Raw genomic sequence first — 7,752 nt, 5'->3', positions numbered from 1 at the left:
CACCGCGCCGAGCACGCCCAAAATGCTGTTGCGGGTGGTGGTCGACTGGCGCGCCTGGGCGTGGTTGGCGGCGATATGGCCGACCTCATGGCCGAGCGCGAAGGCGAGCTCGGCCTCATTGTCCATCAGCGCCATCAGCTGCGGGTGATGTAGACGTAGCCGCCGGGCACCGCGAAGGCGTTCTCGACCGCCGAGTTGAGCACGGTGAAGCGATAGGCCTGGGCGTAATTGGAAGTCCCCGAATGGACCGCGACGCGGCGGCCGACGGCCTCGGCATAGGCGCCGCGCGCGCCGGTCTCGGCGCCGCCGAACTCGGCGACCAGTTGCGGGTGCTGCTTCTGCGCCTCGGCGACATAGCGCTGGTTGAGCGTGCGCGCCGAGCGCTGGGCATCGGCGGCGGCCGGGGCCACGGCAACCGCGACGGCGCTCAGCAGGAGGATCGAAGTGCGCATGGAAATCTCTCTCGTTCTTCGCAAAAAAGCCGTGATAGGTCGCGGCCTTGAACGAGAGATGACTGCGCGCGGTTCCTGCCGCGCCGCGCGGCTCAGGCGATCGCGAGATACTTGGCGCGGCGCTGGGCGAGCAAATCGGCGCCCTTCAATTCGCCCAGCCCCTCCAATTCCTCGAGGATGAAATTCTTGAGCGTGGCGATCGCCGCGGCGGGTTGGCGGTGGGCGCCGCCGAGCGGCTCGGGGACGATGCGGTCGATCACGCCAAGCGCCTGGAGGTCCTGGGCGGTGATCTTCATCGCCTCGGCGGCGTCGGGCGCCTTGTCCGCGGTGCGCCACAGGATCGACGCGCAGCCCTCGGGCGAAATCACCGAGTAAACCGCATGCTCGAACATCAAAACGCGGTTGGCGGCGGCGATCGCGACCGCCCCGCCCGACCCGCCCTCGCCGACGATCACCGCGATCATCGGCACCTTCAGGCCAAGGCATTCGGCGGTCGAGCGGGCGATCGCCTCGGCCTGGCCGCGCTCCTCCGCCTCGACCCCGGGAAACGCGCCCGGGGTGTCGACCAAAGTCACCACGGCGAGCCCGAAGCGGTCGGCGAGCATCATCAGCCGCACCGCCTTGCGATAGCCCTCGGGCTTGGCCATGCCGAAATTATGCTTGAGCCGCGATGCGGTGTCGTCGCCCTTCTCATGGCCGATCAGCACCACTTTCTCGTCGCCGATTCGCGCCAGCCCGCCGATGATCGCCGGGTCGTCGGCAAACGCGCGGTCGCCGGCGAGCGGCAGGAAATCGTCGGTCAGCCCGGCGATATAGTCGTTGAGGTGGGGCCGCTCGGGATGCCGCGCGACCTGCGACTTCTGCCACGGGGTCAATTTGGCGTAGGTGTCGCGCAGCAATTTGCCCGACTTCGCCTCGAGCCGCCCGATCTCGGCCTCGAGGTCGATCGACCCCGCGCTCGCGGTCTCGCGCAGCTCGGCCACGCGCGTTTCAAGGTCGGCAATCGGTTTTTCGAAGTCGAGGAAGGTCAGCATCGCGGCGCGAGGTAGGGCCAGCCCGCTGGCGCGTCAACGAATGCGCGTCGCCAGCGGGTGGCGGGCGTTGACCAGCTCGACCAGCCGCGCGCTGTCGACATGGGTGTAGATCTGGGTCGTCGCGATGTCGGCGTGGCCGAGCAAGGTCTGCAACACGCGCAGGTCGGCGCCGCCCGACAGCAGATGCGTGGCGAAGGCGTGGCGCAGGACGTGCGGGCTGATGCGGTCGGGCGCGATTCCGGCGTCGGCGGCGATCGCCCGCACGATCTGAAACAGCCGCACCCGGCTCAGATGCGCCTTGCCGCTCGGGAACAGCCACAGCCCCGGCGGAACCGCCTCGTCGCGGTAACGCGCGACCGCGGCGTGGGCGCGGGTCGAGACCGGCACCATGCGGTCCTTGTTGCCCTTGCCGCGCAGGATCAGGAACGGCTGGTCGGCGCGTACCGCGGCGCGCGGCAGGCTGACCAGCTCGGTCGCGCGCAGCCCCGACCCGTAAAGCAATTCGAGCAATGCGAGGTTGCGCAGCGCGCGCGGCTCGCCCGACGCGGCCTTGTCCTCGGCGGCTTCGAACAGCCGCGCGACGTCGGCCTCATCGAGGATGCGCGGCAGCGGGCGCTCGAGGGTCGGGCGCGGCAGCGCCGCCGACGGGTCGTCCGCCCGCAGCCCCTCGTCGATCAGGAACCCATAAAACCGCCGCAGCGCGGCCGACCGCCGGGCCACGGTGGCGCGGGCGAGATGCGCCCATTTTTCACCCAGCCGCGACAGGCCCGCGGTGGTCGCGCCGGCGACCTCTCCCCCCAAATCCTCAGCCGCGCGAGCCAGATCCGCGCGATAAGCGCTCAGCGTGTGGGGCGAGGCCCCGGCCTCGGCGGCGAGCATGTCGAGGAAGCGATCGACCAGGGCCCGGTCGTCGGGCGTCACGTCCGCGCGAGCGCCTCGGCGGCGATCATCCTGGCAATGAAATCCTGCCGCGTCCGGCGCAGCGCCGCCACCGCGTGAAACAGATGCGCCGGCGGCAGATCCTCGAAGCTCGCCCCCTGCAGCCCGGTGCCCGCCATCACCAGCGCGCTGCCGCCCTGCCCGCGCGCCGCCGCCCCGTCGATCATCCGCGTCCACCGCGACGCGCGCTCGAGCCGCAGCCCGTGGCGATTGTTGAGCCGCGCCGCGCTGCGCGCATCGAGCCGCCCGCTCCCCGCCAGCGCCGCGACCAGCAGCGCCCCGCGCTTGCGCCCCGGGCTCTTGTCGCGGCTGATGAACGAATTGACCCGCCCATAGCCGATGTCGAGCGCGGCGGGATTGGGCGCGGCCAAGGCCAGCATCGCCCAGCAGCGGTCGGCGAACTCGTCGTCCATGCGCCGCACCGCCCCCGCCCAGCGCGCGGCCTCGCGGTCGTAGCCCGCGGCGAGCATCGAGGCGATCAGCTGCGGCGCGTCGGACTGCAATTCGGGGTCGGGCGCGATGCGCGCCGCCGCCCTGCCGAGCAACGCGCGCGACGCCTCGCGCTCGAGCCGGTCGTCGCCGGCCTTGTCCCACAGGCGCCGCATGGCGGCGAGCCGCGCAGCGCGGTCCTTGCCGACGAACGCCATGCGCAACTGCCACGCATCGCTCTCGCTCAGATCGTCGGGGTCGGTGCGGTCGTAAATCTGGGAATAGAGGTCGATCAGCGACTGCGACGAGAACACCCCGAGCCCGGTCGCCAGCCGCGCCGATGCAAGCCGCGCCTCGGGCGACAGCAAAGGCGCCCGCGCCTGCCACGCGCGCAGCCGCAGCGGCGCCTGGCGGACCAGGTTTTCAGGCAGCGTCATCCCGGTCGCGGTGGCGAGCCCGAAGCGCCAGCTGTTCAATTGCCGCACCGGCTCCCACTCGACGGTCGCCGCGCTGCCGGTGTCGGCGCCCGCCCCGACCACCTTCTGCGCGAGCACCAGGTCGATCCCGCTGGCGAGCCCGCGGCGGCGCGCCGATTCGATCTGCGCCGCGGCCGATTCGGGCTCCCCGGCGAGCGCCGCGCACATCGCCTCGACCAGTGGCATGACGCGCCGCTCGACGTCGCGAATGCCGTCCTCGAGCGGGCACAACCCGGGCGGATCGGCATTGGCCAGCGCGCTCTGCACCGCGACCTGGAACATTTTGGGCGTGAACTCATCGACATCGACCCCCGCCACCAGCATCCGCGCCGCGTCCGCCTCGCCCAGCCGCAGCAGCAGCCAGGCGCGCTCGGCGGTCCAGTCGACGGGATTGACGTGGCGCGGCGCGCGCGCGGCGGCGAGCACCGCATTGCGCAGCGCCATATGCGCCCAGCGCGATGCGATCGGCGTCTCCATCCGCCGCATCAGGGTCGACAGGAAGGCCCCGCTGGCGTCCCCCCACGGGTTGGCGCCAAGCCCGAGCTCGGCCGGATCGAGGGTACCGGCCACCATTGGGTCGCGCCGGGCATGGTCGGGCAATTCGACCGGCGGCGGCGGGGGCTCGAGCGACAGCTCGGAAATATCGACCAGCTCGAACCCGCCTTCGCCGCCACCGGGGTCGCGCGCGGTGCGGGGGGGAGTCGTCGCGGCCGGGCTCGCGCCGGGCGAAGGCTGCGGCGACGGCGCCACGCTGTTCTGCGCCGCCACCGGCTCCGGCCGGTCCTGCGCCAACGCGGGCAGCGCCAGCGCCAGCGCGGCCGACGCAATCAGGAAACGCTTAGCGCGGTTCGGCACTGGTGGTGACGTCTTGCTCGATGGTCCGCGTCGGGACGGGCTCGACGCTGGTCGACAGGAAGATCAGCCCGCCAGCGAGGAGAAGCACGAAGAGGATAAGGAGAAGCGTGGCACGCGGCATCGGCAATCCGTACATGGTGACCCGGGAACGGCGGCCTTTTGCCCGACCATCATGCCCGCTGTATAGCCCCCGACCGTGGAAAAGCTGAGCGAGCGTCTCGACCGTCCGGTGGTGCTGGTGGGCCTGATGGGCGCCGGCAAGTCGACTGTCGGGCGGCGCCTGGCCAAGCGCCTGCAATTACCGTTCGTCGACAGCGACGTGGCGATCGAGGATGCCGCCGGGTTCACCGCCGCCGAAGTGTTCGAGCGCTTCGGCGAGGAGGATTTCCGCGACGGCGAGCGGCGGCTGGTGGCGCGGCTGGTCGAGGGCGAGGTGCGGGTGATCGCCACCGGCGGCGGCGCGTTCGTCGACCCCAGCACGCGCGAATTGCTCAACGAGCGCGCGATCACGGTGTGGCTCGATGCCCCGGTCGAGGTGCTTGCCGACCGCACCGGGCGCCGCGACACGCGGCCGCTGCTGCGCACCGGCGACCGCGCCGAAACGCTCAAGCGGCTATCCGACGAGCGCCGACCGACCTACGCCGAGGCGCATATCCATGTGAAAAGCGGCGAAGGCGCGCACGGCGACGTGGTCGAGGCGATCGTCGCCGCGCTCGAAGATTATCTGGGCGCGGCGTGACGCGTTTTTCCGTCGAGGGCGAGGGCTGGGAGCATCCGGTGCTGGTCGGCGCGCTCGCCGAGGCCGGCGCCGAACTGGCCGGGCTGTCCGACGGAAGGCGACTGCCGCTGGTCACCGATGAACAGGTGTGGGCGCTGCACGGCGCCAGGATTGCGGCGTTGGCCGAGGTCGAGCCACTGTTTGTCCCCGCCGGCGAAGCGGCCAAGACGTGGGACACGCTTCACGCGCTGCTTGAGCGCTTTCACGCGCTCGGCGTCACCCGCGACACCCCGGTCATCGCGTTTGGCGGCGGCTCGGTCGGCGACCTCGCCGGGCTGGCGGCGTCGCTGTTCAAGCGCGGCTGCCCGGTCGTCCACATCCCCACCACCTTGCTCGCGCAGGTCGACAGCGCGGTCGGCGGGAAGACCGCGATTGACGCCTTCGGCCACAAGAATTTGATGGGCACCTTTCATCCCCCCGCGCTGGTCGTCGCCGACATCGGCTTGCTCGCCACGCTCGACCCGCGGCAATTGCGCGCCGGCTATGCCGAGGTGGTCAAATACGGGCTGATCGGCGACGCCGAATTCTTCGCCTGGTGCGAGGCGCATGGTGGGGATCTGCTCGCGGGCGACGACCAGGCGCGCAGCTATGCCGTCGACTACTGCCTCCATGCCAAGGCAGCCGCGGTCAGCCGCGACCTTCACGACCGGACCGGGCGGCGCGCCTTGCTCAACTTCGGCCACACCTTCGCCCACGCGATCGAGGCCGCGGCGGGGCTCGGCGTGGTGCTCCACGGTGAAGCGGTCGCGATCGGGCTGGTGCTGGCGTTCGAGCTGTCGGCCGAGCTCGGGCTGTGCTCCGCCGGCGATGCGCAGCGGGTGCGCGCGCACTTCGTCGCTGCCGGGCTGCCGACCCGCCTCGCCGATTTCGCGGTCGCTGGCCCGGGCCTGCTGCCGCTGATGCTCGCCGACAAGAAAGCCGGGGCCGGCGCCCCGGTGCTGATTCTCGCGCGCGGGATCGGCCAGGCGTTCGTCAGCCGCGACGTCACCGCCGACCAGCTCGCGGCCTTCCTCGGCCGGACCGCTTAGTCCCTTTCGGCCGGCGCTTCGTCGGGCAGCGCGCGGCCGACCGCGAACATCCGCTCCGACGCGGCGTGGAGATCGCCGGTCGCGGCCTGCAGCTCGAGCCGCTCGCAATCGCGCGCGCGATACTCGGCCTCGACGCGGTCGACCTCGCGGATCGCGACGCCGACGCTGAGCAACGCCTTGCGCCCCATCCGCACCGCGCTTTCGAACAGTTCGCGCTGGACGAACTCGAGGTCGAGCCCGTCGAGCTCGATCACCTGGCGGCGGTCGTAGGCGCGGACCAGCACGCGCGCGTGGGGAAACGCCTCGAGGATCGGCTCGAGCGTGGCGCGGCCCGGCCCTTGCCCGTCCTGGCAAAACAAGATCGCCTCGGCGGTCTCCGCGCCCGCCGTGCGCAGCAGGTCGATGCGGGTGCCGTCGCCGTAATAGACCTTGGTCCCGAATTCCTCGCTCAGTTCGATCTGCGACGGCTTGCTGTCGATCAGCGTCACCGGGATGCGCTTGGCCATCAGCATCTGCGCGACGGTCTGCCCGAAGCGCCCGTAGCCGACCACGATGGCGTTGGTTTCGGGCGAGAATTCAGGCCCCTCGAGCGCGGCGTCGGGCTCGGGGATGCGCTCCAGCACCCATTCGGTGAGGCGCATCAGGAACGGGGTCGAGACCATCGACAGCGTCACCACCGCCGCCATCAGCGACGCCGTTCCCGCCGTGATCAATTGCGCCGCCGCGGCCTGGCCGAACAAGACGAAGCCGAACTCGCCGGCCTGGCTGAGCAGCAGCCCGAGCCAGATCGCGCGCCCCGCGGGCATCCCGAATAGTCGCGCGATGGCGGCGATCACCAGTGCCTTGATCGCGATGATCGCCACCGCCAGCCCGACCACCAGCCACGGCTGCGCGGCGACCACCCCGAAATCGAGCAGCATCCCGACCGACAGGAAGAACATGCCGAGCAGCAGCGAGCGGAACGGATCGACGTCGCTCTCGAGCTCGTGGCGGTACGGCGATTCGGCGAGCACCACCCCGGCGATGAACGCACCCAGCGCGGTCGACAGATGCAGCGAGTGCATCAAGGACGCGCTGGCGATCACCGCGAACAGCCCGGCGACGACGAACAATTCGCGCTCGCCAAGCCGTCCGACGAGGCGGAACAGCGGGTTGATCAGGAACCGCCCGGCGAGCACCAGCCCGACGATCGCGCCTGCGGTGTACAGCACCAGCAGCCACCCGGGCGGGGCCGACGGATCGGCCGGAGCGCGCGACATCGCGGCGATGATGGTGATCATCGGCACGATCGACAGGTCCTGGAACAGCAGCACCGAGAATGCCCGCTCGCCGCGCGGATGGCTGAGCTCGCCCGACGAGCGCAGCATCGGCAGCACCTGCGCGGTCGACGACAGCGCCAGCGGCATCCCCAGCGCGAGCGACGCCTCGGGGCTGAACCCCAGCCCGAAGCGCATCAGCGCGGCAAGCGCGGCGCCGCACAGCAGCACCTGGATCAGGCCGAGCCCGAAGATATCCTTGCGCAGCCGCCACAGCCGGCTCGGGTGAAGCTCGAGCCCGACCAGGAACAGCAGGAACGCGATGCCGATCTCCGACACCCGCATCACCGATTCGGGGTCGCGCACGAGGCCGAGAAATTGCGGGCCGATGATCGCCCCGCCGACGATGTAGCCGAGTGTCGCGCCGAGCCCGAGGCGGCGGAACAGAGTGACGAAGATCAGCGCGGCGCCGAGCATCACCGCGCCGTCCATCAGCACGCTGCCG

At 71.1% G+C, this 7,752-nt stretch carries 8 protein-coding genes; 2 read left to right on the top strand and 6 right to left on the bottom strand.

All coding sequences use genetic code 11. The features are described from left to right. The 5 genes from RMP08_RS02335 to RMP08_RS02315 form a co-directional block, all read right to left on the bottom strand. A partial coding sequence (locus tag RMP08_RS02335) for a M48 family metalloprotease (protein ID WP_310467362.1) occupies positions 1–126 on the bottom strand: 126 nt, incomplete at its 3' end. 8 nt (positions 127–134) lie between these two features. After that, positions 135–452, bottom strand: a complete 318-nt coding sequence (locus RMP08_RS02330; RefSeq protein WP_310467360.1) for a hypothetical protein — start codon at positions 450–452, stop codon at positions 135–137. A gap of 92 nt (positions 453–544) precedes the next feature. Beyond that, positions 545–1,486 (bottom strand): acetyl-CoA carboxylase carboxyltransferase subunit alpha, encoded by a 942-nt coding sequence (locus RMP08_RS02325; protein ID WP_310467359.1) that lies wholly within the window; start codon positions 1,484–1,486, stop codon positions 545–547. A 33-nt stretch (positions 1,487–1,519) separates the two neighbouring features. Further along, complete coding sequence (locus RMP08_RS02320) at positions 1,520–2,407, bottom strand: tyrosine recombinase (protein ID WP_310467358.1); 888 nt, start codon at positions 2,405–2,407, stop codon at positions 1,520–1,522. After that, complete coding sequence (locus tag RMP08_RS02315; RefSeq protein ID WP_310467357.1) at positions 2,404–4,185, bottom strand: hypothetical protein; 1,782 nt, start codon at positions 4,183–4,185, stop codon at positions 2,404–2,406. The genes RMP08_RS02320 and RMP08_RS02315 overlap by 4 nt, the downstream gene beginning before the upstream one ends. A 196-nt stretch (positions 4,186–4,381) precedes the next feature. Between RMP08_RS02315 and RMP08_RS02310 the strand changes: the two genes are divergently transcribed. Together RMP08_RS02310 and RMP08_RS02305 are read left to right on the top strand one after the other, a co-directional pair. Next, positions 4,382–4,924, top strand: a complete 543-nt coding sequence (locus tag RMP08_RS02310; RefSeq protein ID WP_310467356.1) for a shikimate kinase — start codon at positions 4,382–4,384, stop codon at positions 4,922–4,924. After that, on the top strand, positions 4,921–5,991 hold the full coding sequence (locus RMP08_RS02305) for a 3-dehydroquinate synthase family protein (RefSeq protein ID WP_310467355.1): 1,071 nt from the start codon (positions 4,921–4,923) through the stop codon (positions 5,989–5,991). The genes RMP08_RS02310 and RMP08_RS02305 overlap by 4 nt, the downstream gene beginning before the upstream one ends. Here the strand turns inward: RMP08_RS02305 and RMP08_RS02300 are convergent. Continuing rightward, positions 5,988–7,739 (bottom strand): monovalent cation:proton antiporter-2 (CPA2) family protein, encoded by a 1,752-nt coding sequence (locus RMP08_RS02300; protein WP_310467361.1) that lies wholly within the window; start codon positions 7,737–7,739, stop codon positions 5,988–5,990. The genes RMP08_RS02305 and RMP08_RS02300 overlap by 4 nt on opposite strands. Between the last annotated feature and the right edge of the window lie 13 nt (positions 7,740–7,752).

It is taken from the genome of Sphingomonas sp. (genome assembly GCF_031426035.1).
Taxonomy (GTDB): domain Bacteria; phylum Pseudomonadota; class Alphaproteobacteria; order Sphingomonadales; family Sphingomonadaceae; genus Sphingomicrobium.
This window is presented reverse-complemented; position numbering and strand designations above follow the sequence as displayed.

What these genes read in the sequence shown, in the direction of transcription:
- RMP08_RS02330 (WP_310467360.1), bottom strand. Translation starts at nt 452, where the DNA reads ATGCGCACTTCGATCCTCCTGCTGAGCGCCGTCGCGGTTGCCGTGGCC.
- RMP08_RS02325 (WP_310467359.1), bottom strand. Translation starts at nt 1,486, where the DNA reads ATGCTGACCTTCCTCGACTTCGAAAAACCGATTGCCGACCTTGAAACG.
- RMP08_RS02300 (WP_310467361.1), bottom strand. Translation starts at nt 7,739, where the DNA reads ATGGACGGCGCGGTGATGCTCGGCGCCGCGCTGATCTTCGTCACTCTG.